The sequence below is a fragment of the Pararhodobacter zhoushanensis genome, from assembly GCF_003990445.1.
Taxonomy (GTDB): domain Bacteria; phylum Pseudomonadota; class Alphaproteobacteria; order Rhodobacterales; family Rhodobacteraceae; genus Pararhodobacter; species Pararhodobacter zhoushanensis.
The window spans coordinates 51,025-77,837 of sequence record NZ_REEZ01000005.1 but is presented as its reverse complement, the minus strand read 5'-3'; the positions used below and the strand labels follow the sequence as shown (position 1 = coordinate 77,837).

Genomic DNA, 26,813 nt, shown 5'->3' with positions numbered 1-26,813 from the left:
CAAAATTAAGCATCACCGGTCCGCGCATTCCTGCAGCCCTGCCCGTGCAGCAGCGCACAGGCATTTCTCTCGACCGGCTACAGTGCCGCGCCTAGCTTTTGGGCATGCCTCATTCGATCAAACTGACCCGCGCCCTTGTCGACCGCCTCCCGCCCCGCGTGGAATCGGAAGGGCCCCTGCCGGACGAGCCGACGCCGGACGCCTACTACACCGACATGGCTACTCAGCTTCTGGCGCAGGCCGATCCGTCGGGCCTGTGGGTCTTTGCCAGCGGCTCGCTGATCTGGAACCCGCGCATGCCCGTGGCCGAGCGGCGCGCGGCGCTGATCCACGGCTGGCACCGCAGCTTCTGTCTGGGGCCGATGCTGCGCTTTCGTGGCTCGCCCGAGGCACCGGGCCAGATGCTGTCATTGGATCGCGGCGGGTCGTGCCACGGGGTTGCGCTGCGGATGGAGCCGGGCAACGAGCACGCCGATCTGGTGTCACTCTTGCAAAAAGAGCCGCCCCGCCCGCCCAGCTGGGTGCGCTGCAAGACGGATCAGGGCGTGGTGCGGGCGATAGCCTTTACCATGGACCGCAGCTGGGTGGCCTATTGCCCCGAGGGCTGCATCGACGAGGTCGCAGACAAGCTGGCGACCTCCGTCGGCACCATCGGCACGATGGCCGAATACCTGCTCAACACCGTCGAACATCTGGCCGAGGTCGGCATCCACGACAGCCATCTGTGGCGGTTGCAGGCGATGGTGGCCGAGCGGTTGGAACGGCTGCCCGAACGCCCCGCTGATCAGCCCTCGATCGAGAACGCAGCGTCGATCTGAACCGGAAAATTCACCGACCGGGCGATAAAGCAGACCTTGTGGATCTCATGGTGAATCGCCTCGGCCCGCGCCAGATCCGCGCCCGGTTTGACAGTAATCCGGGGGCGCAGTGTGACACCGACGAAGCGCGCGGCACCGTCGGGCGCCAGCTCTCCGGTGCCCTCGGGATCATCCTCATACGCGGTGACCACGATCCCTGCCTCGGATGCCAGATGCAGATACCACAGCATATGACAGCCCGCCAAAGCGCTCAGCAGCATGTCCTCGGGGTTCATCAGACCCTTGTTCCCGCCCAGCAGCGGGTCATTCGAGCACTCGATCACCGGCTTGCCCGGCACCGCCACCTGCCAGTCGCGGGTATAGGCGCGGTAATGCGCCGTGCCCTCGCCGGTGTTGCCGGTCCAGCGAATCTTTGAGGAATAGGCGTGATGTTTCATGAACTTGCTCCCATCGCTTGCACAATCAGACTGACCGCAATCGCCCACATGACCGCGCCGATCATGAGCTCAACCACCACCCAGGCGCGGGGCCGCGCCAGCACCGGTGCCAACAGCCGCGCCCCGTAGCCAAGCGCGGCGAAGAACACCACCGAAGCGACCATCGCGCCCGAGCCAAACAGCCCCTCGTGCGGCGCATATTGCGACGACAGCGCGCCGAGCAGCGCCAACGTGTCCAGATACACATGCGGGTTGAGCCATGTCAGCGCGAGGCAGGTCAGCACCACCCGGCGCAGCGGCACCGGCGCGTCCTGCGCGGCGGCCAGCGCCTCGCCGCCTTTCAGCGCCGCGCGAAACCGCAGCGCGCCATAGACCAGCAGGAACACCACCCCACCCCACAGCATCACCGGCTCAAGCCACGGCAGGCGGTCCGCTGCCGCGTTGAAGCCCAGAACCCCGGCGGCAATCAGCAGCGCATCGGACCCGGCGCACAGTGCCACGACCACGCCGATATGTTCGCGCCGCAACCCTTGGCGCAGCACGAACGCGTTCTGTGCGCCGATGGCGGCAATCAGGCTGAGGCCGGTCAGGAACCCGGCAAACACGGCAGCAAACATAAACCCTCAGGCGCTTTGACGCGCCCTTTGGACGACAGCCCCCGGCAAAAGTAAAGCCGCCAGAACCCGTTGGGGCCTGACGGCTTTCGACCACACAGACGAAACAGATCAGCGCGAGGTGCGCACCAGTCGGGCACCGGCGACAAGGCGGGCAAAGGTGCGCGCAGGTATGACGGGGCCGGTGCGCTGGATGCTCAGGCCCGTGCTGTGTGCGGCATTGCCGAATTCCTCATCGCAGGCATCAAAACCCGAGGATTGTCCGCATTCGTCGGCATGATCAGGGAAGGTGTTGACGCACCAGTTGAGCACGGCGGTGTAGCACTCGCCCAGTGTGGTGATCGGACCGGCGCTGGCAGGAACGGCGGTGGCGATGCTGAGGGCGGTGGCGGTGATGGCAATGTAACGGATCATTCTGAAAGTCCTTTGGTTGAAAAAAAACCCACAATGGGCTCTCTTGTGTCGGGCGTTCCCCGCACAAGGTTCAAACAAAGTTGCCGCTTCCCGTCAGAGCCGGCTTTGCGGCCTGTCGTCGGACATCAACGCGGTCAGTTCGGCGCCGGACATGGCGTCCTGAGCATAGCTGAACGTCCCTGCCCCCAGCACCTCTTGCGCCGCGCGCTGCAATCCGCCGAATGCCGCCCGGGCAAAAGAGCCGCCGACGCTGATCCGCCGCACCCCGGCCGCGGCCAGTTGAGCCACCGAATAGCGCGGCCCTTTCAGGCCCATCACCACGTTGACCGGCTTGTCCACAGCCGCACAGACGGCGCGGATCGCGGCCAGATCGGGCAGGCCGGGCGCATAAAGCACATCCGCCCCGGCCTTTGCGAAGGCCTGAAGCCGGGCAATGGTGTCTTCCAGATCGGGGCGGTCCCACAGGAAATTCTCGGCCCGCGCGGTCAGCAGAAACGGCAGGCCCCGCGCCGCCTCGGCGGCGGCATGGACCCGTTCGACGGCATGGGTCAGATCGTAGATCGGCGCGGCGGGATCGCCGGTGGCATCCTCGATCGAGCCGCCGACCAGCCCGACTTCCACCGCCAGGCGGATCGTCTGGGCGCAGGTTTCGGGCGCGGGGCCGAAGCCGTCCTCAAGATCGACGCTGACCGGCAGATCGCAGGCGTCGACGATCTGGCGGGCGTTCTCCAGCAGCTCCGTGCGGCTCAACCCGGCGAACGAGTCGCGCCGCCCGACCGAAAACGCATAGCCCGCGCTGGTGGTCGCCAAAGCCTCGAAACCCAGATGAGCCAGCAGACGGGCCGACCCCGCATCCCACGGGTTCGCCACGACAAACGCCCCGTCGCGCGCGTGCAGGGCCTGAAAAGCCTCGAATTTTGCCGTCTGATCCATGGCTCTCTCCCGCGTGGCCTTTCGCGGAAGCCTAGCTCAGAAAGAACGCAAAGGGAACATTTAACCCCGCACCGCCGCGCGCTCGCGCCACCAGTCCTGCACCTGCAACGCCCAATAGGTGCCCTGCGCAGCGACCAGCCCGGCAGGGCCACCGGCCCAGTCCAGCCCGTATTCGGCAAACAACGCGATGCGATCCGATTCCCCCAACAGCTTTTCGCCCAGAACCGTGCCGCCGATTGCCGTGGTGTTCAGCCCGTGGCCGCCGAACCCGGTCACGTACCAGACCTTGGGGCCAAGCTTGCCGATCTGCGGCATGCGGTGGCGCGCATAGGCCATCAGCCCGCTCCACGCGAGTTCGGTCTTAAGGGGCGCGAGCTGCGGATATGCGCCCAGCATCTCGGCCCGCAGGGACTGCGTGATGCCGGGAATATTGGCGGCGCGGGTGGTGATCCGACCGCCCCAGAGCAGCCGCTGGCCATCCGCAACCAGCCGGTAATAGTCACTGGCGCGGCGGTCGTCGCCGATGGCCATGCGGGTCTGGATGGCGGTTGCCAGCAGATCAGGCGCCGGTTCCGAGACCATCACATAGGTGGCAATCGGCAAGATCGCGCGGCGCAGGCGCGGCACCAGCGGGCCGGTATAGCCGCCCATCGCAAAGACCACCCGCTCGGCCGTGACGCGGCCCTGCTGCGTGCTGACGCTTTTGACCGGCCCGTTCAGATCGGTGCCGATCACCGGGCTGTTCTCAAAGATCCGGCCCCCCAGGCGCTCAACCTCGACCGCGATGCCGCGCAGGGTGTTGAGCGGGTGGATGTGGAACCCGCTGCGGTCTTCGATCCCGTGCAGATAGCGCGTCGAGCGTATGTGCGCCCCGATCACCGTTCGGTCCAGATAGGGGCTGTCCGCGCCCGCTTCGGCCTGCAGGTCCGCCGCGCGGTCAAAACGGCGCAGGCGCAGGATGCCGGGGACCGGATCTGCCCCGGGGATCGCCAGATCGGCGATGGTCCGGCGCATGATGTCCACCCCTTCGACCGAAAGCGCCTGCAAGGCCGCCGCATGCTGTGTTCCGACGCGCTGGCGGATCGCCGCCGCACTGCTGGCAAACCCGTCGGACACAAAGCCGCCGTTGCGCCCTGACGCACCGAACCCCACCGACTGCGAGTCGAGCACGACGACCCGCATGCCGCCCCGCGCCAGCGTCAGCGCGGTGAACAGACCCGCGAATCCCGCGCCCACGATGACGCAATCGGCAGTGATATCGCCGTGCAAAAGAGGCCGTGACCGGGTGTCAGCCAAGGTTCGGCTGTAGAACGTATCGGGATAAGAAAGCACGATGCCCTCGGGCTGAAATCAGCGCCAAGCTAGGCCAGCCGCGCGCGCCCTGCAATGGGTCAGTGCAGATGTTCACGCGGGGGAACCGGCCCCTGATTGGCGATCTCCAGCTCGGCTAAAAGGCGCCCTTGATCAAGATGTTCGACAAGTTTTTCCATGCCATGCAGACGCGCATAACTCTGCAGGTTTTCAAGCGTCCTGAACATCCATTCATGCGGCACCGCGCTGCTCCTTGTTACCTGGAGCAGAGCCTGAGACCACAGAGTTTAGAAAAGGTTTCGCACCGCAAGTTTTGCGAACAAAAAGGGACCACCCAGAAGGGTGGTCCCTGACCGGACGTCTCTGCGAGGGTTCAGCGGCGGCCGGCTTCGAGCGCGTCCTCGAAGGTGCGCAGCCCCGTGGTCGGTGCTTGCACCAGAACCGCCATGTTGCCCGGCTTATGCTGATTGCGCAACATTTTCACATGCGCGGCGGGAATATCGGCCCAAGGGAACACCTCGGACATGCACGGATCAATGCGCCGCTCCATCATCAGGCGGTTTGCCGATGAGGCCTGTTTGAGATGCGCAAAATGCGAACCCTGTAAGCGCTTCTGGTGCATCCACATGTAGCGCACGTCGAAGGTGCAGTTGAAGCCGCTGGTGCCCGCGCAGATCACCACCATGCCGCCCTTCTTGCACACCAGCGCCGAAACCGGGAAGGTCGCCTCGCCGGGATGCTCGAACACCATGTCGACACTGACGCCCTTGCCGGTGATCTCCCAGATCGCCTTGCCGAACTTGCGCGCCTCTTTCAGCCACTCGTTGTATTCGGGTGTATTGACCGTGGGCAGCTGCCCCCAGCACTTGAAGTCCTTGCGGTTGATCACGCCCTTGGCGCCCAGCCCCATGACAAACTCGCGCTTGTCCTCATCCGAGATCACCCCGATGGCATTCGCCCCCGCCGCGTTGATCAGCTGGATCGCGAAGGAACCCAGACCGCCCGACGCGCCCCAGACCAGCACGTTCTGGCCCGGCTTCAGCTCGTGCGGGTGGTGGCCGAACAGCATCCGGTACGCGGTAGCCAGCGTCAGCGTGTAGCAGGCGGCCTCTTCCCAGGTCAGGTGCTTGGGACGCGGCATGAGCTGCTGCGCCTGCACGCGGGTGAACTGCGCGAAGCTGCCGTCCGGCGTCTCATAACCCCAGATGCGCTGGGTGGGCGAGAACATCGGATCGCCGCCGTTGCATTCCTCGTCGTCGCCATCGTCCTGATTGCAGTGGATGACCACCTCGTCGCCGACTTTCCAGGTTTTCACCTTGTCGCCAACGGCCCAGACGATGCCCGAGGCATCCGAACCGGCAATGTGGTAGGGCTGCTTGTGGCCGTCGAACGGGCTGATCGGCACGCCGAGACCAGCCCAGACGCCGTTATAATTGACGCCCGCAGCCATCACCAGAACCAGCACCTCGTAGCTGTCGATCTTCCAGGTATCGACAACCTCGACCTGAAACGACTTGTCCGGTTCGCCGTGACGTTCGCGGCGGATCGACCACGCGTACATTTTCGGCGGCACATAGCCCAGCGGCGGCATTTCACCGATCTCGTAGAGGTCTTTTTCGGGTGCATCGTAGGGGACGATACCGGGATTCACATCAAGCGCCATGAGTCACTCCTGATTCACTGTGCCGCAATGCAGAAATCATGCAGCAGTTGCAGCATGCATAGAATCGGTCGCGCAACAATGCAACCCCACAAACGTCAGTATTGAAACTTTATGTCTCGGTGACATCCGGGAGTGTCAGGGGCACCAGCCCCTCGGAAAGATCGGCACCGGGTTCGGAAAGCCGCTGCTCAACCGATGCCGCGTAATAGGCCAACGCCGCCTCCTTGCCCGGCGCGATCCGCAACACGTCCGCGTCCCGAAGCACGATCTTGTGGCGCTGCAGCGCCTCGGCAGCGAAACGAACGGCCTCGACCACGGTGCCGCCGGGCAGGTGCAACGTTGCCCCTTTGGCGCGCGCTTCGTCGACCAGCGTGCTGACCCCGCTCTCCAGTTCCAGCAGGCTGGCGCTTCCGCCCAGCCGCGTCATGGCCGCAGCGGTCAGCGGAACCGGCAGCAAGGGCACGGCGGCGCGGATTCGGGTCATCAGTTCCTCGGCCAACACCTCGGTGCTGCGCTCGGATCCGATATCGGTCTGGCCGGTAAGATGCGCGCGCAGCGACAACGGTGCGCCATAGCACACCGCCGCGTGGCCATAAGTGCTGGTCCGGCGCAGCAGTTTTTGCCACAGGATCCAGAAGAACCACCCCGCCGCCTCACCCAGCCGCAGCCGGAAGCGGCGGCTGCCGGTTGTGCCGGCCGCGATCAGCACCTCATCCTCAAGCACCCGGTCATAGTTCAGCGCAACGGGAACAAAGACGACGTCCTGTTCCTCGTCCGGCTCGAAGGCGCGCACGATGTAGTGCAGCAAACCCTTCTTGGCCGACCCCACCGCCCCGGTCAGGCTGAGCCCGCCTTCGGGGAACATCGCCTGCGTGACGCCTTCCTGCACCGACATCTGCACATAGCGCGCCAGCACCGCACGGTAGAGCGTGCTGGAATAGCGTCGCCGGATGAAATACGCGCCCATCCCCCGGATCAGCGCCCTGAGCGGCCAGACCCGCGCCCATTCGCCCACAGCGTAGCTGAGCGTCGAGCGATCCGCTGCCAGCCATGTCACCAGCACATAATCCATGTTGCTGCGGTGGTTCATGACGAAAACCACCGCCGACTTGGGGTCAATGTCGCGCAGCGTTTGCGCATCGCCGCGCCCCAGATGCACCTTATAGAACAACCGGCTGAGACCCCGCGCTACGCGGATGGCGAAGCCGAAATAGGTGGCGGTTGAAAACCCCGGCACGATCTCGCGCGCATGGCGGCGCGCCATCTCGAAGGCGACAGAACGCGGAATGCCCTGCTCGCGCGCATAGTCGGCGACGGCGGCCATCACCTGCGGGTCATAGACCAGCCGGATCACATTATCCTGCCGCCGCATCAGCTTGAACGGCTGGATCGGGCGCTCAAGCCGCTTGTTCAGCTCCTCGACCGCGCGCTCCATCCGGCGGCGCAGGAACCAGCGGACCGAGGGGAACAGAAAATGCGACAGAAACGCGACCGCTGCGAAGAGCAGGATCAGGCTGAGCAACCACAGCGGGATTTCAACACGTTGGAACATGCCGCGAGAGTGTCACCAAGCGAGGCCGGGGACAATGCACCGCGCACGCGACCTAACGCAGCATGGGGCCAAAGACGCCGGCCAGATAGGCACGCCCACCCTCAGCCACCGGTGTTCCATGCGCCATCACCACCCGCTCGGCGGGCCAGTCCAGCAGCCGCCGCAACCCGGCCCGCGCCACATCGTTGCGCATCGCCAGACGGAATTTGACCGGCACGCCCGGCAGCGGCCCGGTCATGTGGTCCAGCCGCGCGATCAGCGCGCGCCAGCCGTGATACCAGTCGGCGGGCATGTTTTGCAGCAGATCGGCGGTCAGGACTGTGCCGCTGGCAGGGTGAAAGAGCACCACCTCGGGCGCGATGGAATTGGGCACCAGCACGGCGTCAAGTTGCCCCTCCCAATGCGCAGGCGTCTGGTCCGGTAGCTCGGCGGCAAACGACAGATCGGGTCGCTTTGCGCGCAGTTTCGGCGCGGCGTAGAGGGCGGCCTGCGGGAACGCCTCGACCCATTCACCCAGAAACACGTGATGAAGCGCGTTGGGCGCGACGATCGCCTCAACCGGCCCCAGCGCCGCGATCTCGTCGCGCAGGTCTGGTTCGGCCTGCACCGGCGACCACAGCACCAGCCCGCCTGACCCCAAGCGCAACACCGCCATGCGAATCGGATAGCGAAACCCCAGCGCGGCGGTGATCGGCGTGCCGTCGGCCAGCCAGAGATCGGGGGCAAAGGGCTGAAGTCGGGGCATGGCAGGGCCTTTCCTTTGCGCCGACGGTAAAACCCTCTGCAAAGAAGAACAACAGCGGGTCTTCTCAGCCTCCGGGTGCGACCCTACCTTTACAGGGCAGAGCGAAAGGATGCGGCCATGGCAGGCGGATGGGCAAAAGACGGCGCGGTGAACGAGCAGATCGAGGCGTCGATCAGCGACGAACTCGCCCGGCTGCGCGCGCAAAAACGCCCGGCGGGTGAAAGCCGCACGCACTGCACCGAGTGCGAAGAGCCCATCCCCGAACCCCGGCGCAGCGCGATCCCGGGCGTCACGCTCTGCATCGACTGCCAGAATGAGCGAGACGCAGCCTTCAAACCGCGCGGCGGCATCAACCGCCGTGGCAGCAAGGACAGTCAGCTGAAATGAAGATTATCCACGGCATCCCCTCGGACCAGATCGACACCGCCGCCGCCCTTTACTGGCAGGCCTTCGGCGGCAAGCTGGGCCGTCTGATGCGGCCCGAGGATAAGGCGCTGCGTTTCTTCGCGCAGGTCATCGTGCCCGAGTTTGCGATCAGCGCCGTGGATGCAGACGGCCAGTTGCTGGGCCTCGCGGGCTTCAAAACCGACGCCGGTGGTCTGGTTGCGGGCGGTCTGGCGGATCTCGCGCGGGTCTACGGCTGGCCCGGCGCGCTCTGGCGCGGTCCGCTGCTGGCACTGCTTGAGCGAGAGTTGGAACCGGGCGTGTTGCAGATGGACGGCATCTGCGTCAGCGCGCAGGCGCGCGGTCAGGGTGTCGGCACGGCCTTGCTGGCCGCGATCAAGGCCGAGGCCGCGCAGCGCGGCGACCGGGTGGTGCGGCTGGATGTGATCGACACCAACCCCCGCGCCGAGGCGCTCTATCGCCGCGAAGGCTTTGCGCCGGTCTCACGCGAGTCACTGGGGCCGTTTCGCTGGCTGTTCGGGTTCAGCTCGGCCCTGCGGATGGAGTTTCCGGTCGCGGGTGCGGGCGCGCGCTGACCTTTGGCGACGCCGCGTTGCAGCAAATTCCGCCTTGACACGATCTTGCGTGTGCGGCATCCACTTGGCAAGAATATTGCGCAGCGGTTGCAGCAATCGGAGGCCAAGCATGACCCAGACCCCCAAGGACAAGCCCTGGCTGTTTCGCACCTATGCCGGCCACTCGACGGCGACGGCCTCGAATGAACTCTACCGCACCAACCTGTCCAAAGGGCAGACCGGCCTGTCGGTCGCCTTCGATCTGCCTACCCAGACCGGCTATGACAGCGATCACGAACTGGCGCGCGGCGAGGTCGGCAAGGTCGGTGTGCCGGTCAGCCATCTGGGCGACATGCGCATGCTGTTCGACGCGATTCCGCTGGAACAGATGAACACGTCGATGACCATCAACGCGACCGCGCCGTGGCTGCTGGCGCTCTATATTGCTGTGGCCGAGGAGCAGGGCGCGGATGTCACCCAACTGCAGGGCACGGTGCAGAACGACATCATCAAGGAATACCTCTCGCGCGGGACCTATATCTGCCCGCCGAAACCCTCCCTGCGGATGATCACCGATGTCGCGGCCTATACGCGCGAGCACCTGCCCAAATGGAACCCGATGAACGTGTGTTCCTACCACCTGCAAGAGGCCGGCGCGACGCCCGAGCAGGAGCTGGCCTTCGCGTTGGCGACGGCTTGTGCGGTGCTCGATGACCTCAAGGGCAAAGTCCCCGCCGAGCACTTCCCCGAGATGGTCGGCCGCATCAGCTTCTTCGTCAACGCCGGCATCCGCTTCGTCACCGAGCTGTGCAAGATGCGCGCCTTTACCGAGCTGTGGGACGAGCTGTGCCTTGAACGCTACGGCGTCGAGGACGCCCGCTATCGCCGCTTCCGCTACGGCGTGCAGGTCAATTCCCTGGGCCTGACCGAGCAGCAACCCGAGAACAACGTCTACCGTATCCTGATCGAGGCGCTCGCCGTCACCCTGTCGAAAAACGCCCGCGCCCGCGCTGTCCAGCTTCCCGCCTGGAACGAGGCGCTGGGGCTGCCGCGCAAATGGGATCAGCAATGGTCGCTCAGAATGCAGCAGATTCTGGCCTATGAGACAGACCTGCTGGAATACGGCGATCTGTTCGACGGCAACCCGGTCGTGGCCGCCAAGGTCGCGGCGCTGAAAGACGGCGCGCGGGCCGAACTGGCGCTGATCGACGACATGGGCGGCGCGGTGCAGGCGATCGAATACATGAAGGGCCGTCTGGTCGACGCCAATGCCGAGCGCATCGCGCGCATTGAAAGCAGCGAAACCACCGTCGTCGGCGTGAACCGCTTCACCACCACCGAACCCTCACCGCTGACCACCGGCGACGGCGCGATCATGGTTGCCGACGCGCATGCCGAAGCCGACCAGATCGCCCGCCTCACCGCCTGGCGCAACAGCCGCGATGAAGCTGCCGTGCAGGCCGCGTTGGAAGAACTGCGCGCGGTGGCGGCATCAGGCGCGAACGTCATGCCCGCCTCGATCAAAGCGGCCAAGGCGGGCGCGACCACCGGCGAATGGGGACTCGTGGTGCGCAAGGCCTTCGGCGAATACCGCGCCCCCACCGGCGTCTCGCGCAACCCGTCGAACCGCACCGAAGGGCTGCAAGAGATCCGCGCCGCCGTCGATGCGGTCAGCACTCAACTGGGCCGCCGGCTGAAATTCGTCGTCGGCAAGCCAGGGCTGGACGGCCATTCCAACGGCGCGGAACAGATCGCCGCCCGTGCGCGCGACTGCGGCATGGACATCCATTACGAAGGCATCCGCCTGACCCCCGCCGAAATCGTCGCGGCGGCGCTGGAGCAAGAGGCGCATGTGGTCGGGCTGTCGATCCTCTCGGGCAGCCACGTCCCGTTGGTCGTCGAGCTGATGGAGCGTATGCGCGCCGCCGACCTGGGCGACGTGCCGGTGGTCGTCGGCGGCATCATCCCCGACGACGACGCCGCCACCCTGCGCGCCCTCGGCGTCGCCGCCGTCTATACGCCCAAGGACTTCGAGCTGAACCGGATCATGATGGACATCGTCGGCCTCGTCGCCGACCACCCGGTGGCCGCGCAGTAAATCAGCGCCAGCGTCCGCGACAAACGGCGCAAAGGGGGGCCTTGCCCCCCTCTTCGGCGCTGCCGAATTCACCCCCCAGGATATTTAAGGACAGATGATGGGGCGTTTACGCTTTGTTAACTGTGCATCATCTGTCCACAAATATCCCGGGGGTGAATGGCCCGGAACGGGCCAGAGGGGGCTGGCCCCCTCAAACGCACGAAAGGGAACGAGCCCGCAGGGCTCTCCACAAGGTCACCGGTCGGTTGTTTCCCTTGCCCTGAAAGCGTGCGCCGCATAAACAGCTAAAGCTGAAAAATGGTTGGCCGGTACGGTTACCCCGGCCCCCGCATAGCGGGATTTAGTCGTTTCGAACCCCCAGCACCGACCCGATCCCGGGGGTGCTGTCGCGTCTGCGCTGCGTGCCCCTTCCTCTGCAAAGGAGCTGCAATGCAGTCCAGAAAAGTTATCCTCCTCGCTCAGCTGTTCATCTCGGGCCTGATGGCCTTCTTGATGAGTGGCATCATGGGCTTCGTGCACGCCGGCGCCGCGCCAGATTTTCTGAAGATCTGGCTCGGCGCGTTTATCACCGCCTGGCCGATCGCCTTTGTGCTGTCGCTGGGCGTCAGTCCGCTGGCCTTCTGGATGGCCGGTCGGGTGCTTGGCCCGCCGCGCGACGGCCTGCACGGCTGACAGCAAAAAGGGCGCATCCCGCAGGATGCGCCCCGTTTTCACATCAAAACGCCGTCAGGCCGCCGACGCGTCCACCAACTGGCTGGCTTCGCTGGCCCGCGCGATCTCAATCCGGCGCGGTTTGAGCGCCTCGGGGATCTCGCGCACAAGGTCGATGTGCAGCATGCCATCGGCATGGGTCGCCCCCGTCACGCGCACATGGTCGGCCAGATGGAAGCGGCGCTCGAACGCGCGGGTGGCGATGCCGCGATGCAGGTAGCTGCGCTCGGCAGTGTCTTCGCCTTTGCGACCAGAGACGGTCAGGCCGTTCTCTTTCATCTCGACGCTCAGCTCGTCAGCCGCGAACCCGGCGACGGCGATCGAGATGCGATAGGCGTTCTCATCGGTCTTTTCGATGTTGTAGGGCGGGTAGGTCGGCTGCACGGGTTCGGCAGCCAGAACACGGTCCATCAGATCGGCCATCTGGTCAAAACCAACCGAGGCACGAAACAGGGGGGTCCGGTCAAAAGCACGCATGGGAGTCATCCTTTGATAAGCGATGTCAGAGTGTTGCCCGCCGGTCTGCCGGCCGGGCGTCAGGATACCGAACCCCGTCTGGGCGTCCGGTATCCCTGATGTGGGAAGGCATTTGCGACGTTTCAAGAGGTCGCGATGCGCGCTTTACGGCCGCACGAACCGCGCCGATTCCCGCGCACCCTGCGGGCCTTGCGCCGCGCGGCCGGCATCCAGCGAGCTTTCCAGTTCGCGCACGCGGCGGTCCAGCTGCATGCCCAGCGACATCGGGGTGTCGCGCCCCTCGACACGCGCCGAGATCAACGACACGATCCGCAGCTCGCCTGCCTCTTCGGCAAAAACCGGCGCGCCCGAGGAACCGAAGTCGATGTCGCAGGTAAACACGGACACCCCGTCCGTGCGCTGGTCCAGCACCTGGCAGCTTTGCTGGATCGACGGGCTTTCTGCGCGCTCGCGCGCGTAAGACACCACCGCGACCGAGGTACCCGCCGCCACAGGATGATTGCCGACGTCGAAAGGATGGATCGCCGTGGTGCGCACCGGACGATCCAGTTCCAGCACCGCGATATCCGAGGGCACATTGCCGATGGCCGCCCCCGCCGCAAAGTCGAACTCCGGCCAGATCACCGCCCGCCGCACGCCGCGGATTGCCTCGGCCCGGCCGGTGCGCCAGCCCGCCAGAAACTCCAGCTGCGCATCCTCCAGCCGCGCGCCTGTGCGCCGGTCAAACAGACAATGCGCCGCCGTCAGAACCCGGTCCGGTGCAATCAGAGTCGCTGTGCAAAACCCGACGCCTTGCATGTTGAGCCGACCGACCGCCTCCCATCCCCGGCTCGCATCGGCGGTCTGCAGCGGCTGCAAACGACTGTCCTGCTGCGCTGTCGCCGGCAGGGGAAGGAGCAGGGCAAGGGTCAGAACGAGGGTGCGCATACGGGGCAGGCTCTACGGGATCAGCGCGAGAATGCAACGGGATGGTGGCCGAAATGCGGCGGAATAAGAAGGCGTTCGCCTGCTTGTCGCCCGCCAAGTCCGGCGGGTTACGTCTTTCCTATTTTGCATTGGCGTCCGCGGCAGGCGGATAGTTGAGGGTTCAGGTTTGTACCATGCGCGGTGGGGTTAAACCCCACCACCCGGTCACCGCAAACGTGGCACCCCGCCCCGCGCGCCCAACCCCCGCGGCCGCACGCCGCCCGTCGCCCAGTCCACCAGCTCGACCGTATGCACCACCGGCACCCCCGTCCCCGAGCCGATCTGCATCATGCAGCCGATGTTCCCGGCGGCGATCACGTCGGGCGCCTTCGCCTCCAGTGTCGCCACCTTGCGGCGCTTCAACTTGCCCGAAATCTCGGGTTGCAGCAGGTTATACGTCCCCGCCGACCCGCAACACAGATGCGCGTCTGCCGGTTCGACCACCTCGAACCCCAGCCGTTTCAGCAGCGCCTTGGGCGCATCCTTGATCTGCTGGCCGTGCTGGAGCGAACACGCCGCATGGTAGGCGACGCGCAAAGGCTCCGGTGCAGCGCCCTCGGGCTTGAGCGCTGTCAGCACTTCGCTCACGTCCTTCGCCAGTCCCGCGATCACCGCCGCATCGGCGGCCAGCGGAGCGTTGCGGAACATATGGCCGTAATCCTTGACCGTGGTGCCGCAGCCCGAGGTGTTGATCACCACCGCATCCAGCCCCGCGCCCTGCACCTCGGCCATCCATGCGCGGATGTTCTTTGCCGCCGCCGCGTGGCTCTCGTCCGTCTTGCCCATGTGATGGGTCAGCGCCCCGCAGCAGCCCGCGCCCCGGGCAACGACCACCTCGCAGCCCAGCCGGGTCAGCACGCGGATCGTCGCGTCGTTGATATCGGTGTTGAGCGCCCGCTGCGCGCAGCCGGTCATCAGCGCGACGCGCATCCGCCGCGCGCCCTGCGCGGCAAAGACCTGCGGCGCGTCGTTGCGGCTGACCGGCGGGATCACCCGTGGCGCCATCGCCAGCATCGCCTTGAGCCGCGCGTCGGGCATCAGAAAGGCGAAGGGCCGCCCGAACTTGGCCCCCAGCAGCGCCAACCGGAACCGCGTCGGATGCGGCAGCACCTTGGCCAGCACCCAGCGCAGAAAGCGGTCGCCGAGGGGGCGCTTGTAGGTCTTCTCGATATGATCCCGGGCAATATCAACCAGATGCATGTAATGCACGCCCGAGGGGCAGGTGGTCATGCACGACAGGCAGCTCAGACAGCGGTCGATATGCTTGACCGTCTTGGCATCGGCAGGGCGGCCCTGTTCCAGCATGTCCTTGATCAGATAGATCCGCCCGCGCGGGCTGTCCAACTCGTCGCCCAGCACCTGATAGGTCGGGCAGGTCGCGGTACAAAAGCCGCAATGCACACAGGCGCGCAGCACCTCATTGGCGCGTTTGAGCGCCGGGACTTGCAACTGATCGGGCGTGAAGGTTGTCTGCATGGCTTACTCCATCAGCCCGGGATTCAGTATGCCGCGCGGGTCGAACTTGGCGCGCAGACCTTGGGTCAGCGCCGCCACCGGCGCGGGTTCGGGCTGGAACGGAGCGAGTGCCCGCCGCGTGTCCGCACTGGCGCGCACCAGCGTCGCGTGGCCCTGAAAACCGCCCAAAGCCCCCCGCAGATCGGTGCCGACAGCGACCCGCAGCCAGACCAGCCCGCCGCCCCAGTCATAGAGCGCCTCGCCCCCCGCCTTGGCCACCAGCCCCGGCGCGTCCGTGGGTTTCACCGAAAGCCGCCACACATCACCGCCCCCATTATGAAACGGCGCCACATCGCGCACCGAGACCCACAAGGCAGCGCTTTCTTCGCTGTCGAGCACTCCCGGCGCGCCAAACCGCGCCAGATGCCGGCCCAAAGCCCCCGCGCGGTAAGTCACCGAACTCGCAAACCCTTCAACCCGCAGCACCGAACGCCCGTCAGGCAAATGCGCCGCGCCATTGACCTCGAACGGCGAGCCCAGCGCCGCCGCGAACATCTCGACGGCCTGCACGCTGTCCAAACCGTCAAACACCAGCGTCGCGGCGCTTTCCGGCGCGGGCAGCAGCTTGAACGCCACCTCGCTGAGCACCCCCAGGGTGCCCCAGCTCCCGGCCATCAGCTTGACCAGATCATAGCCGGTGACGTTCTTCATCACCCGCCCGCCATTCTTCACCACCGCGCCCCTGCCATCGACAAAGCGCACACCGATCAGACTGTCGCGACACGCCCCGGCCTGAACCCGGCGCGGCCCGCTCGCATTGGCGGCGACCATCCCGCCCAGCGTCGGCTCCCCGCCCTGCCCCAGTAATCCGCGATGATCCATCGGCTCGAAGGGCAAGCGCTGCCCCTCAGCCGCCAGTACCGCCTCGACCTCGGCCAACGGCGTCCCCGCGCGGGCCACCAGCGTCAACGCCCCCGGCTCATAGAGCGTCACGCCCGATAACCCGCCCGTCTCCAGCACCTCGCCCGCCACCGGTCGCCCGATGCCGCGCGTGCCACCGCCGCGCACGACCAGAGGCCCCGCCGCACCGCGCACCGCCTCTGCCAGCTCCGCCTCTGTTTGTGGACGCATTCGCCCCTCCCAGCCCGCTTCGGGCATCATCTTGTTCCAAATACTCACGGGGTTCCCCAAGGGGGCCGTGGCCCCCTTGGGCGAGGGGGTTTGGGGGGCGAGCAGCCCCCCAACCTCACCCGCGCCGCCCCTCCGACGCCGCCAGCGGAAACACCTTGGCCGGGTTCAGCAACCACATCGGATCAAACACATCCTTGACCCGCATCTGCGCCTCAAGATCAGCCTGGGCAAACTGCACACTCATCAGATCGCGCTTTTCCACGCCGACACCATGTTCGCCGGTCAGACAGCCGCCGACCTCCACGCACAGCTTGAGGATTTCGGCGCCCATCGCCTCGCAGGTCTCCAGATCGCCGGGTTTATTGGCGTCAAACAGGATCAGCGGGTGCATGTTGCCGTCGCCCGCGTGGAACACATTCGCCACGTCCAGCCCGTATTGCTTGGACAGCTCACCGATCCGGCGCAGCACATGCGGCAATTCGCTGACCGGGATCGTGCCATCCAGACAGATGTAATCATTGATCTGGCCCATGGCGCCAAAGGCCGATTTGCGCCCCAGCCAGATCTTGCGCGCTTCCTCTTCCGACTGGCTTTCGCGGAATTCGACCGGGTTATGCCGCTCGGCGATCTGGCGGATCAGGCCCAGCTGCTCGTCGATCTCGGCATCCGAGCCCTCGACCTCGACAATCAGCAACGCCTCGCAATCGGGATAGCCGGCGTGGGCGAAAGCTTCGGTCGCGCGGATGCAGGGGCGGTCCATGAACTCGATGGCGACGGGCAGGATACCGGCCTTGATGATGTCCGACACACAGGCCCCGGCCACTTCGTTGGCATCAAAGCCGATCAGCACCGGGCGCGCGCCCTCGGGTTTGGGCAGAATGCGCAGGGTCGCCTCGGTCACCACGCCGAGCTGCCCCTCGCTGCCGCAAATCACTCCCAGCAGATCGAGCCCGCCTGCATCCATGAACGGCCCGCCAATCTCCACCACCGTGCCGTCCATCTGCACCAGCGTGACGCCCAGCAGGTTGTTGGTCGTCACGCCATATTTCAGACAATGCGCCCCGCCCGAGTTCATCGCGATATTCCCGGCGATGGCGCAGGCAAGCTGGCTTGACGGATCGGGCGCGTAAAAGAAGCCATCGGCCTCGACCGCGCCGGTTACGCTCAGATTGGTGCGCCCGGTCTGCACGCGGATGAAACGGTTGGCATAATCGGTCTCCAACACATCGCGCATCCGCGCCACGCCCAGAATCACGCAATCCGCCGTTGGCAACGCACCCCCGGCCAGCGACGTCCCCGCTCCGCGCGGCACCACCGGCACGCCCGCCGCGTGGCAAATGCGCAAAACGGCGGCGACCTCGGCAGTGGTGGCAGGCAACACGGCGGCCAGCGGCGGGCAGCGATAGGCGGTCAGGCCGTCGCATTCATAGGCCCGCGTTTCGGTCGGATCGACGATCACCGCTTCATCGGGCAACACCGCCCGCAACTGCTCGAACAGGCGCGCACGCTGGGCGATGACATCGGCCCGGGGGACTGGCATCTGCATGACTGGGGTCTCCTCGCCTTATTGGTAAGAAAATGTCACCAATTGCGCCGAAAAGTCCAGCGCCAATCCCCTGGCCGCACAGCGCCTTGACACCCCGGTCGCAGCGTCGGACATCTTGAGCCTCACGAACAGGGACCGCCCATGACCCTCACGTCGTTGCTCTCGGTATTCAGCTGGCCCGACCTGCTGGCCCTGATCCTGATCGCCGCCACCTGGTTCGGGCTGCAGGCGCGCATCGAATCGATCAGGGCGAAAAAGCTTTCGGTAACCGTGCTGATGGCTGATTACCGACGCGAATGGCTGCGCGAGTTCGTCACGCGGATGCCACGGATGTATGACGCTTCGGTGCTCAGCAGTCTGCGCCAAAGCGCCAACTGGCTGGCCTCGACCACATTGCTGGCGCTGGGCGGGCTGTTCGCGCTGATCGGCAATACCGAGCGGCTGGTCGGTGTGGCCGAGGATCTGGTGCTCACCGATCCCTCGGCGCGGATTCTCGAAGCGCGACTGCTGCTGCCCGCGCTGTTCCTGAGCCACGCGTTTCTCAAGTTCCTGTGGTCGAACCGGCTGTTCGGCTATGCGCTGATCGTGATGTCGGCGGTGCCCAACGACACCGACGACCCCCTCGCCTATCCCCGTGCCGCGCAGTCGGCCGAGATCAACATCCGCGCTGCCTTCAACTTCAACCGCGGCCTGCGCGCGACCTATTTCGCGCTGGCGTCGATGGCCTGGCTGCTGGGGCCCTGGGCATTGCTGATGGCAAGCGCCGTGGTCAGTTGGCTGATCTGGTCGCGCGAATTCGCCTCGCACTCGCGCGCAGTGCTGCTCGACCCGCCGCCCAAGGTCTGAGGCTGCGCGGCTAAAGGGGTCGGAAAAGGGGGCCTTGCCCCCCTCTTGGCCTGACGGCCAATTCACCCCCCAGGATATTTAAGGACAGAAAATGGGCATGGTTAACAAAACCTGAACGCCGCATTTTCTGTCTCTAAGTATCCCGGGGGGAGTCGCGCCCCTGGGCGCGGCGGGGGGCTGGCCCCCCTGCCCGGTCACCCGACCCAGAGCGCCGGGCAGAACCCGCGCAAAGCGTTGCCGATCCAGAGGCGCACAAAGGGCAGATCGTCCGGCAGCAGTGTTTCCTCAGGCACTGCGAGCGAGGCGCGCAGGACGCCCGGCAGCACACCGGCTGAAAGCGGCGGGGTGCGCAGGCCGTTTCCCCGGTCGAAGAACAGAGTGGTAATCGAGCCGTCGCAGACCTCGCCGCGTTCATTGAGCAGGAGGACTTCATCAATGCCTTCGGGGAGCGCTGCGCGGGCGCGGTCATACGCGGCGCGGCGCGTGGATTTGACGCGCAGCCAGGGGTCGCTGGAGGTCAGGCGCTCGGGTGAGAGAGCGAGACGCCAGATCTCTTTCGGCGGCGGCAGCGGGCCGGGTTCCAGTGTGACGACGCCCTCGGCATCCAGCGTCAGGCGCAGGCGGGCGGGGTGTGAGGGCCCCTTGAGCACAAACGCGGGACACGTCCAGCCCAGCGCCTGCGCCCCCGCCAAGAGCCGCGCGCGGTGCAGGGGTTCCAGCGCGACGCCCGAACCGTCCCACAGCATCGTTTCGATCAGTTTCAGACCGGGCGCGTCGGCCCCGCGAAGGCGGCTTTCCATAGCGCTTCCTCCCATTCCCCTTGCGGTGTGGAATCGGAGACCACCCCGCCGCCAACATTGAACACCACCGATCCGTCCGCTGACAGCGACAGCGTGCGGATCGCCACGCTCCATTCCTGATCCCCATCCGGCGCGGCCCAGCCAATCGCGCCGCAATACGCCCCGCGCGGCTGCGCTTCGATCTCGCGGATGATCTGCATCGCGCGGATTTTCGGCGCGCCAGTGATCGAGCCGCAGGGAAACAGCGCCTGCATAACCTCGGGCAGACCCACCTCCGGCAAGAGCTGGCCCTGAATGGTCGAGGACATCTGATGCACCGTGGCGAAGCTGTCGATGGCGTAAAGTTCGGGCACGCGGACCGACCCGATCACGCTGATCCGCGCGATGTCGTTGCGCAGGAGATCGACGATCATCAGGTTCTCGGCCCGGTCCTTGGGGCTGCTTTGCAACTCTTGCGCCAGCCGCGCATCCTCGACCGGATCGGGGGAGCGCGGGCGGGTGCCCTTCATCGGGCGGCTCTCGATCAGCCCGTCGCGGATGCGAAAGAACAGCTCGGGGCTGCGCGAGATCACCACCGGCCCTGCCCCCAGATCGACCAGCGCGCCAAATCCCACCGCCTGCCGGTCGCGCAACGCGGCGTAAAGCCCCACTGCCGTGCCGGTTTCCAGCCGGGTATGCAGCGGGAAGGTCAGGTTGATCTGATAGCAATCGCCCGCCGCTATATAGTCCAGCACCTGCCCGATCGCGCGGTCATAGGCGGCTTGCGTCAAACCCGGCCGGATCGGCCCGAGCCTGCCGTCGGTCCCCATCGGCGCCACCGCTGCCGGCCCCTCATACAGCCCCAGCTGCACCAGCGGCCCCGGTCGGTCCGGCGGCATCAGCGGCAACAGGCGCGGTTCCAGCGCATAGCCCGCCTCATAGGCCAGCATCCCGGCCACCCACAGCCCGCGCCGCCGCGCTGCGTCGGCGGCGGCGAGAACCGGCATCACCTCATCTGCGGTCCAGGCGGTCAACAGCTGCTGCGTACCCTTGAAAAGAGCGGGTTGCCCGTAGGGGCCGTGTTCGATCAGGATCATTGCCGGTTTCCGCCATCTGCGCTGCCCCGTAACACGGTGACAGGCCGGGTGACAGAGCCGCGCGACCGCCCCCGTTTCAAAGCGCTGAAAGCGGGGTTGCGAAGCGCCGTTCGAGGCCCTAAACCCTGCGCAATTTGCTAACAGCACGAATCCGCAGGCCCGGGCTCTTTGTCCCGCGCGCTGCCTTGGAAGGGGCCGAGATATGCCGAAAAGAACCGATATCAAATCGATCATGATCATCGGCGCCGGCCCCATTGTGATCGGTCAGGCCTGCGAGTTTGACTACTCGGGCGCCCAGGCCTGCAAAGCCCTGCGTGAAGAGGGTTACCGGGTCATCCTGGTCAACTCGAACCCTGCGACGATCATGACCGATCCGCAACTGGCCGATGCCACCTATATCGAGCCGATCACCCCCGAAGTCGTCGCCAAGATCATCGAGGCCGAACGCCCCGACGCCCTGCTGCCGACGATGGGCGGGCAGACCGGCCTGAACACCGCGCTGTCGCTGGCCGACATGGGGGTGCTGGAGAAATTCGGCGTGCAGCTGATCGGCGCGAACCGCGAGGCCATCGAGATGGCCGAGGATCGCAAGCTGTTCCGCGAGGCGATGGACCGGATCGGGCTGGAAAACCCCAAGGCGACGATCATCGCCGCGCCCAAGAAGCCCAACGGCAAATACGACATCGCCGCCGGTGTAGCCGAAGCGATGGTGGCGATTGAATACGTCGGCCTGCCCGCGATCATCCGCCCGGCCTTTACCCTTGGCGGCACCGGCGGCGGCGTTGCGTATAACCGCGACGACTATGAGGCCATCGTGCGCTCGGGTCTGGAAGCCAGCCCGATGGCACAGGTGCTGATTGATGAAAGCCTGCTGGGCTGGAAAGAATTCGAGATGGAAGTGGTCCGCGACAAAGCGGATAACGCCATCATCGTCTGCGCGATCGAGAACATCGACCCGATGGGCGTGCACACGGGCGACTCCATCACCGTCGCCCCGGCGCTGACCCTGACCGACAAGGAATACCAGATCATGCGCAACGGCTCGATTGCCGTGCTGCGTGAGATCGGCGTGGAAACCGGCGGGTCGAACGTGCAGTGGGCGATCAACCCGGCCGACGGCCGCATGGTGGTGATCGAGATGAACCCGCGCGTGTCGCGCTCCTCGGCGCTGGCGTCCAAGGCGACGGGTTTCCCGATTGCCAAGATCGCGGCGAAACTGGCTGTGGGCTATACGCTCGACGAGCTGGACAACGACATCACAAAGGTCACGCCCGCCAGCTTCGAGCCGACCATCGACTATGTCGTCACCAAGATCCCGCGCTTTGCCTTCGAGAAATTCCCCGGCTCCAAGCCCGAGCTGACCACCGCGATGAAATCGGTGGGCGAGGCCATGGCGATTGGCCGCACGATCCACGAATCGTTGCAAAAAGCGCTGGCCTCGCTGGAAACCGGCCTCAACGGCTTTGACGAGATCGCCATCCCCGGCGCGCCCGACAAGGCGGCGATTTTCAAGGCGCTCAGCGAGCAGACCCCGGACCGCCTGCGTGTCATCGCGCAGGCGATGCGCCACGGGCTGAGCGATGCCGACATCAATCAGGTCACCGCCTTCGATCCGTGGTTCCTGGCCCGCATCCGCGAAATCGTCGACGCCGAGGCACAGGTCCGCGCCAATGGTTTGCCGCAGGATGCCAAGGGCATGCGCGCGCTCAAGGTGCTGGGCTTCACCGACGCCCGCCTTGCCGCGCTGACGGACACCACCGAGACCGAAGTGCGCCGCGTCCGGCTTAGCGCGGGTGTCCACGCCGTGTTCAAACGCATCGACACCTGCGCCGCCGAATTCGAAGCGCAGACGCCCTATATGTATTCGACCTATGAGCAGCCCGCGATGGGTGAGGTCGAATGCGAAGCGCGGCCCTCGGACAAGAAGAAAGTCGTCATTCTGGGCGGCGGACCCAACCGGATCGGTCAGGGGATCGAGTTCGACTACTGCTGCTGTCACGCCTGCTATGCGCTGACCGATGCGGGCTATGAAACCATCATGGTCAACTGCAACCCCGAGACCGTGTCGACCGACTATGACACCTCGGACCGGCTGTATTTCGAGCCGCTGACGCTGGAGCACGTGCTGGAAATCCTGCGCGTCGAGCAGTCGAATGGCACGCTGCACGGGGTCATCGTGCAGTTCGGCGGTCAGACGCCGCTGAAACTGGCCAATGCCCTGCACGATGAAGGCATCCCGATTCTGGGCACCAGCCCCGACGCCATCGACCTGGCCGAAGACCGCGAGCGGTTCCAGCAACTGCTGCAAAAGCTGGACCTCAAGCAGCCGATCAACGGCATCGCCTCGACCGACGCGCAGGCGATCGAGATCGCCGAGCGTATCGGCTTCCCGCTGGTGATCCGCCCGTCCTATGTTCTGGGCGGCCGCGCGATGGAAATCGTGCGCGACATGGACCATCTGCGGCGCTACATCACCAACGCCGTGACCGTCTCGGGCAAGAACCCGGTGCTGCTGGACAGCTACCTTTCGGGCGCGATCGAGGTCGACGTCGATGCGCTGAGCGATGGCAAGACCGTGCATGTCGCGGGTATCATGGAGCATATCGAAGAGGCCGGTGTGCACTCGGGCGACAGCGCCTGCTGCCTGCCGCCGCACTCGCTGTCGGCTGAGACGGTGGCCGAACTCAAGGTGCAGACCGAGAAGATGGCGCTGGCGCTGGGTGTTGTCGGTCTGATGAACGTGCAGTTCGCGATCAAGGACGGCGCGATCTACGTGCTCGAGGTCAACCCGCGCGCCAGCCGTACCGTGCCGTTTGTCGCCAAGGCGACCGACAGCGCGATCGCCTCGATTGCCGCGCGCCTTATGGCCGGCGAGCCGATGGCGAATTTCCCGATGCGCGCCGCCTATCCGGCTGGCGTCGGCCCCGACAGCCCGCTGCCGCTGGCCGATCCCAACACGCTGGCCGACCCGATCACCCCGTGGTTCTCGGTCAAGGAAGCCGTGCTGCCCTTCGCCCGCTTCCCCGGCGTCGACACGCTGCTCGGGCCGGAAATGCGCTCGACCGGCGAAGTCATGGGCTGGGACCGCTCCTTCCCGCTGGCCTTCCTCAAGGCGCAGATGGGCGCGGGCACCATCCTGCCCGAAGAGGGCCGGGTGTTTGTCTCGGTGCGCGACGGTGACAAGACCGACGCACTGGCCGGCGCGCTGCGCGATCTGGCGGGCATGGGCTTTGAGCTGGTCGCCACGGGGGGCACCGCCGCCTGGCTGGCCGCCGAAGGCGTCGCCACCACGCGCGTTGCCAAGGTCTATGAGGGCCGTCCGAACATCGTCGACCGGCTGAAAAACGGTGATATCGCGCTGGTGTTCAACACCACCGAGGGCGCGCAGGCCGTCGCCGACAGCCGCGACATCCGCCGCGTCGCGCTGATGGACAAGATCCCCTACTTCACCACCGCCGCCGGTTCGATTGCCGCGACGCAGGCGATGATGGCCCGGCGCGAAGGCTACGGGGTTCGCACCCTGCAGGGCTGATCCCGCCCCCGAAAGAACCGACGCGCCGCGAGAGCCCCCTCTCGCGGCGCGTTGCGTTTGGGGGCCGGGCTAACGGCTTAGGTCAGATGGCAGGCACCCGCCAGCGCATCGCGCGGGCAAATGGCGGTGGCACCGCGCGCGGGGATCGCGTGACGCCTTGGGCAAGGTGGGGTGAAACCCCACCCTACGTGGTATGCCCCCGCGTGCGCGCCGTAGGGTGGGGTTTCACCCCACCCCTGCCCGATCTCTGCCCGCCTAGCTCTCCTGCCGCAGCAAGTCGGTGATCAGCACGTCCTGCACCTCGTCCCCAAGCTCTGCCCGCGCCGCTTCGCGCAGCGTGCGGCGGAGCGCGAGCAGCGCTTCGCCCGAGGTGAAGATGCCATCGAACCCGCCGATATTGGCGTGGTCGAACAGCAGTTGCAGCAGCACCGCCCTGAGCCGCGGCTCGTTTTCAACCAGGCTGAACGTGTTGCCCACCGACATTTCCAACGCCAGCCCGATCACCACCATCGCATGCACCTGACCATCCGCGATCACCGGCACGACGAACTGGTTGGGCAGCCGGACGGTTTCCGTGGGGCCGCTGGACGGAGTGTAATGGCTGGGGGTCTCACCGTGGCCGGTGTCGTCTCCATGCCCCGCCTCCGCGCCATGCGCGGCCTCGGCCCCATGCCCTGCATCAGCCGTCTCGCCATGGTCCTCGGCGGCGGGCTTCAGAAAGATCCCGGCCCCGACACCGGCGCCCAGACCGACCAGCAGCAACAGAACGGGCAGCAGTTTGCGTATCATAACGCCTCCTCAGAACGGCAGCACGATGTCAGCGATCTGCTGGCCATAGCGCGGTTGCTGCATCTGGCTGATCTGCCCGCGCCCGCCATAGCTGATGCGCGCGCCTGCGATGCGGTCATAGGCGATGTCGTTGCGGCGCGAGATATCCTCGGGCCGGATGTAGCCGGTCACGATCAGCTCGCGCAGCTCGTTGTTCACGCGGACCTCCTGACTGCCCTCGATCCTGAGTACCCCGTTCGGCAGCGTCTCGATGATCGTGGTCGCCACGCGCAGGGTCAGCTGTTCATTGCGGCTGACCGTGCCCTGCCCCTGAAAGCTGGACGCGGAATCCATCGACACCGCATCGGCCATGCTGGCCCCGGCCGGCAAGCGGTCGTCAATCGCTTGCGGCAAGCCAAAGAGCTGCGGCACCCCCATGCTTTGCGAGCCCGAGCGCCCCCGCGCGGTAGAGTTGGAAATCTGCGCCGAATCGTTGATCTCGATCACCACGGTCAGAATATCCCCGGCCCCGCGCGCCCGCCGGTCACCAAACAGCGAGCGCTGGCTGGACGACCAGAGCGAGGCCGTATCGACCACGCTGCGCCGCTCGGTCACCTCGGGCAGCGGCACGTTATAGAGCGCGTGGTGTTCGAGATTGGGGTCGAGCGGAGCGAATTCGGGCGGGCTGCCCACCGACGCCAGATCGGTACAGGCGGCGAGCGGCAGGATCAGCAGAAGGCGTCGCATGGATCGTCCTTTCAGGGCACGCTCACCAGCGCCGGGCCGACAATCGTGCCGGAGACCGTGCTGCGTGACGCAAGGTTCATGATGCGGACCGCGTCGCCCTCGGCGCCCCGGCCCAGCGCGCGGCCATCGGCGCGGATCAGCAAGCCGCCCTGCTGGAAAACCAGCGTGACCAGCTGGTTCCGTTCGACCATGGCGGGCGGGCCAAGGCTGGCCAGCGGGATGGGGCGGCCTGCATAGAGCGTGACGCGGGCCTCAAGGCCGATCACGTCGTCGGGGTTGGAAGCCGTGCCGACCGGGGCCGGGTCGGGCTGAAAGATGATGTCGCCCGGTCCCAGCTGCGCGCCGGCCCTGAGCGTGCGCGCCGCCAGCAGGACATCGGCCTGCGCCGGGGCGGCCAGCAGCAACAGCAGCGCGACGCGGATCATCAGCGCACCTGCGTGGTGGCAGCGAGCATCTGGTCGGCGGCGGTGATCACCTTGGCATTCAGCTCATAGCCGCGCTGCGCCTTGATCATCTCGGTCAACTCACGCACCGGATCGACCGAGCTTTCCTCAAGATACCCCTGCCGCACGGTGCCCAGCCCGTCCTCACCGGGGGCCGATTGCACCGGCGGGCCCGAGGCTTCGGTCTCGACAAACAGGTTCGAGCCCAGCGCCTCAAGCCCGCGCTCGTTGGTGAACCCGGTAAGGATCAACTGGCCCAGCCGCTCGGGCTGCACCCGGTCGGCGAAATAGGCGTAAACCTCGCCCTGCGCGTTGATCGAGATTTGCCGCGCATCGACGGGAATGGTGATGCCCGGCGCGACCTCATACCCGTCCGAGGTGACGATCAGCCCCTCGCCCGTCCGTTTCAGCCCGCCATCGCGGGTATAGGCCGAGCGGCCATCGGGCAGCGTGACCTCGAACCAGCCGCGCCCCTCGATCGCCAGATCGAGATCTCCGCCGGTCGCGCTGAGCACCCCCTGCTGAACCTGCATCGCCACCGCCGAAGGCCGCGCGCCAAGCCCCAGCTGCACGCCGGTCGGCACCAACGTGCCATCCGAGGCTGAGATCGTCCCGGCCCGCGTATGCTGCTGATAATGCAGGTCGGCGAATTCGGCGCGGCGGGCGTTGTAGCCGGTGGTCGACATGTTGGCGAGGTTGTTGGCCACGGTATCGACCCGCATCTGCTGGGCGCTCATGCCGGTGGCGGCAATCTGTAGGGCACGCATGGAA

27 protein-coding genes are annotated in these 26,813 nt (G+C 66.1%); 7 read left to right on the top strand and 20 right to left on the bottom strand.

Annotation, left to right across the window (positions count from 1 at the left end):
• The first annotated feature begins 104 nt into the window (after positions 1–104).
• On the top strand, positions 105–818 hold the full coding sequence (locus EAE28_RS12995; protein WP_127106916.1) for a gamma-glutamylcyclotransferase: 714 nt from the start codon (positions 105–107) through the stop codon (positions 816–818).
• On the opposite strand, the gene EAE28_RS12990 is transcribed toward EAE28_RS12995, so the two are convergent.
• The 9 genes from EAE28_RS12990 to EAE28_RS12955 form a co-directional block, all read right to left on the bottom strand.
• The gene (locus EAE28_RS12990; protein WP_127106914.1) at positions 785–1,255 is read right to left on the bottom strand and encodes an OsmC family protein; all 471 of its coding nucleotides are present in this window, start codon (positions 1,253–1,255) and stop codon (positions 785–787) included. The genes EAE28_RS12995 and EAE28_RS12990 overlap by 34 nt on opposite strands.
• Positions 1,252–1,872 carry a LysE/ArgO family amino acid transporter gene (locus tag EAE28_RS12985; RefSeq protein WP_127106912.1) on the bottom strand — a complete coding sequence of 207 codons (621 nt, stop codon included), beginning with the start codon at positions 1,870–1,872 and terminating at the stop codon, positions 1,252–1,254. The genes EAE28_RS12990 and EAE28_RS12985 overlap by 4 nt, the downstream gene beginning before the upstream one ends.
• 108 nt (positions 1,873–1,980) lie before the next feature.
• Complete coding sequence (locus EAE28_RS12980; RefSeq protein ID WP_127106910.1) at positions 1,981–2,283, bottom strand: hypothetical protein; 303 nt, start codon at positions 2,281–2,283, stop codon at positions 1,981–1,983.
• Between the two features lie 93 nt (positions 2,284–2,376).
• Positions 2,377–3,216, bottom strand: coding sequence for an isocitrate lyase/PEP mutase family protein (locus EAE28_RS12975; RefSeq protein ID WP_127106908.1), 840 nt, complete (start codon positions 3,214–3,216; stop codon positions 2,377–2,379).
• Between the two features lie 60 nt (positions 3,217–3,276).
• Positions 3,277–4,548: an NAD(P)/FAD-dependent oxidoreductase gene (locus EAE28_RS12970; RefSeq protein WP_220443930.1), complete on the bottom strand. Its 1,272-nt coding sequence runs from the start codon at positions 4,546–4,548 to the stop codon at positions 3,277–3,279.
• A gap of 59 nt (positions 4,549–4,607) precedes the next feature.
• A complete protein-coding gene (locus tag EAE28_RS23760; RefSeq protein WP_164736626.1) occupies positions 4,608–4,769 on the bottom strand; it encodes a hypothetical protein in 162 nt (53 codons plus the stop codon).
• A gap of 131 nt (positions 4,770–4,900) precedes the next feature.
• Positions 4,901–6,190, bottom strand: coding sequence for a crotonyl-CoA carboxylase/reductase (gene ccrA, locus EAE28_RS12965; protein WP_127106904.1), 1,290 nt, complete (start codon positions 6,188–6,190; stop codon positions 4,901–4,903).
• A gap of 109 nt (positions 6,191–6,299) precedes the next feature.
• A complete protein-coding gene (locus tag EAE28_RS12960; RefSeq protein WP_127106902.1) occupies positions 6,300–7,742 on the bottom strand; it encodes a 1-acyl-sn-glycerol-3-phosphate acyltransferase in 1,443 nt (480 codons plus the stop codon).
• 52 nt (positions 7,743–7,794) lie between these two features.
• Positions 7,795–8,487 (bottom strand): DUF4336 domain-containing protein, encoded by a 693-nt coding sequence (locus tag EAE28_RS12955; RefSeq protein ID WP_127106900.1) that lies wholly within the window; start codon positions 8,485–8,487, stop codon positions 7,795–7,797.
• A 117-nt stretch (positions 8,488–8,604) separates the two neighbouring features.
• Between EAE28_RS12955 and EAE28_RS12950 the strand changes: the two genes are divergently transcribed.
• From EAE28_RS12950 to EAE28_RS12935, 4 genes are all read left to right on the top strand, one after another.
• Complete coding sequence (locus EAE28_RS12950) at positions 8,605–8,874, top strand: DksA/TraR family C4-type zinc finger protein (RefSeq protein WP_127106898.1); 270 nt, start codon at positions 8,605–8,607, stop codon at positions 8,872–8,874.
• Complete coding sequence (locus EAE28_RS12945; protein ID WP_127106896.1) at positions 8,871–9,467, top strand: GNAT family N-acetyltransferase; 597 nt, start codon at positions 8,871–8,873, stop codon at positions 9,465–9,467. The genes EAE28_RS12950 and EAE28_RS12945 overlap by 4 nt, the downstream gene beginning before the upstream one ends.
• A gap of 109 nt (positions 9,468–9,576) precedes the next feature.
• Positions 9,577–11,544, top strand: coding sequence for a protein meaA (locus EAE28_RS12940; RefSeq protein WP_127106894.1), 1,968 nt, complete (start codon positions 9,577–9,579; stop codon positions 11,542–11,544).
• 429 nt (positions 11,545–11,973) lie between these two features.
• Positions 11,974–12,216 carry a DUF2798 domain-containing protein gene (locus EAE28_RS12935; RefSeq protein WP_127106892.1) on the top strand — a complete coding sequence of 81 codons (243 nt, stop codon included), beginning with the start codon at positions 11,974–11,976 and terminating at the stop codon, positions 12,214–12,216.
• 54 nt (positions 12,217–12,270) lie between these two features.
• On the opposite strand, the gene EAE28_RS12930 is transcribed toward EAE28_RS12935, so the two are convergent.
• From EAE28_RS12930 to EAE28_RS12910, 5 genes are all read right to left on the bottom strand, one after another.
• The gene (locus EAE28_RS12930) at positions 12,271–12,732 is read right to left on the bottom strand and encodes an Hsp20 family protein (protein ID WP_127106890.1); all 462 of its coding nucleotides are present in this window, start codon (positions 12,730–12,732) and stop codon (positions 12,271–12,273) included.
• 144 nt (positions 12,733–12,876) lie between these two features.
• Complete coding sequence (locus EAE28_RS12925; protein WP_127106888.1) at positions 12,877–13,659, bottom strand: trypsin-like serine peptidase; 783 nt, start codon at positions 13,657–13,659, stop codon at positions 12,877–12,879.
• A 204-nt stretch (positions 13,660–13,863) separates the two neighbouring features.
• Complete coding sequence (gene glcF / locus EAE28_RS12920) at positions 13,864–15,174, bottom strand: glycolate oxidase subunit GlcF (RefSeq protein ID WP_127106886.1); 1,311 nt, start codon at positions 15,172–15,174, stop codon at positions 13,864–13,866.
• A gap of 3 nt (positions 15,175–15,177) precedes the next feature.
• Positions 15,178–16,284 (bottom strand): glycolate oxidase subunit GlcE, encoded by a 1,107-nt coding sequence (gene glcE / locus EAE28_RS12915; RefSeq protein ID WP_127106884.1) that lies wholly within the window; start codon positions 16,282–16,284, stop codon positions 15,178–15,180.
• 115 nt (positions 16,285–16,399) lie between these two features.
• Positions 16,400–17,830: an FAD-linked oxidase C-terminal domain-containing protein gene (locus tag EAE28_RS12910; protein WP_127106882.1), complete on the bottom strand. Its 1,431-nt coding sequence runs from the start codon at positions 17,828–17,830 to the stop codon at positions 16,400–16,402.
• A 141-nt stretch (positions 17,831–17,971) separates the two neighbouring features.
• Between EAE28_RS12910 and EAE28_RS12905 the strand changes: the two genes are divergently transcribed.
• Entirely contained in the window at positions 17,972–18,676 is a 705-nt protein-coding gene (locus EAE28_RS12905) for a DUF599 domain-containing protein (protein ID WP_127106880.1), read from the top strand.
• Between the two features lie 194 nt (positions 18,677–18,870).
• Here the strand turns inward: EAE28_RS12905 and EAE28_RS12900 are convergent, their stop codons facing one another.
• Entirely contained in the window at positions 18,871–19,476 is a 606-nt protein-coding gene (locus tag EAE28_RS12900; protein ID WP_127106878.1) for an aminotransferase class IV, read from the bottom strand.
• Positions 19,437–20,552: an aminodeoxychorismate synthase component I gene (locus EAE28_RS12895; protein WP_127106876.1), complete on the bottom strand. Its 1,116-nt coding sequence runs from the start codon at positions 20,550–20,552 to the stop codon at positions 19,437–19,439. The genes EAE28_RS12900 and EAE28_RS12895 overlap by 40 nt, the downstream gene beginning before the upstream one ends.
• A 202-nt stretch (positions 20,553–20,754) precedes the next feature.
• Between EAE28_RS12895 and carB the strand changes: the two genes are divergently transcribed.
• Positions 20,755–24,084 (top strand): carbamoyl-phosphate synthase large subunit, encoded by a 3,330-nt coding sequence (gene carB / locus EAE28_RS12890; RefSeq protein ID WP_127106874.1) that lies wholly within the window; start codon positions 20,755–20,757, stop codon positions 24,082–24,084.
• A 255-nt stretch (positions 24,085–24,339) separates the two neighbouring features.
• Here the strand turns inward: carB and EAE28_RS12885 are convergent, their stop codons facing one another.
• The 4 genes from EAE28_RS12885 to flgG are packed head-to-tail and all read right to left on the bottom strand — an operon-like array spanning position 24,340 to position 26,809.
• Positions 24,340–24,873: a flagellar basal body-associated FliL family protein gene (locus EAE28_RS12885; protein WP_127106872.1), complete on the bottom strand. Its 534-nt coding sequence runs from the start codon at positions 24,871–24,873 to the stop codon at positions 24,340–24,342.
• Positions 24,874–24,882: 9 nt separating this feature from the next.
• Positions 24,883–25,599 (bottom strand): flagellar basal body L-ring protein FlgH, encoded by a 717-nt coding sequence (flgH, locus tag EAE28_RS12880; RefSeq protein WP_127106870.1) that lies wholly within the window; start codon positions 25,597–25,599, stop codon positions 24,883–24,885.
• 11 nt (positions 25,600–25,610) lie between these two features.
• Entirely contained in the window at positions 25,611–26,024 is a 414-nt protein-coding gene (flgA, locus tag EAE28_RS12875) for a flagellar basal body P-ring formation chaperone FlgA (RefSeq protein WP_127106868.1), read from the bottom strand.
• Entirely contained in the window at positions 26,024–26,809 is a 786-nt protein-coding gene (gene flgG, locus EAE28_RS12870) for a flagellar basal-body rod protein FlgG (RefSeq protein WP_127106866.1), read from the bottom strand. The genes flgA and flgG overlap by 1 nt, the downstream gene beginning before the upstream one ends.
• Positions 26,810–26,813 lie beyond the last annotated feature (4 nt).